The sequence below is a fragment of the Cobetia sp. SIMBA_158 genome (assembly GCF_046566945.1).
In the GTDB taxonomy this organism is placed as follows: Bacteria; Pseudomonadota; Gammaproteobacteria; order Pseudomonadales; family Halomonadaceae; genus Cobetia; species Cobetia amphilecti.
In genome coordinates this window covers 1-238 of the sequence record NZ_JAWJYL010001048.1, presented here as the reverse complement: position 1 = coordinate 238, position 238 = coordinate 1, and the positions used below count along the sequence as shown (strand labels likewise).

1 protein-coding gene is annotated in these 238 nt (G+C 67.2%); it reads right to left on the bottom strand.

All coding sequences use genetic code 11. From position 1 onward, the window contains the following. The coding region (locus R2R70_RS23010) for an AMP-binding protein (protein WP_410979347.1) at positions 1-238 on the bottom strand (238 nt) is incomplete at both ends.

Here is a 238-nt window from a genome sequence, read left to right as displayed (position 1 = left end):
AGGCCAGGTTGGCGTGGGTCAGCATCGCGCCCTTGCTGCGTCCGGTGGTGCCGGAGGTATACAGAATGGCGGCAAGATCATCGGCGGCGCGTGGCTCGACCTCGTGGCTCGCGCTGCACTGGCGGGCCTGTTCCATCAGGCTGCCGTCCTGCTCCGTACCGAGGCTCTCGATGCGCGGCACGCCGCATTGCTTGCCGAGTTCGCGTGCCGTCTCCAGCACCTTGGGCTGGCAGACATA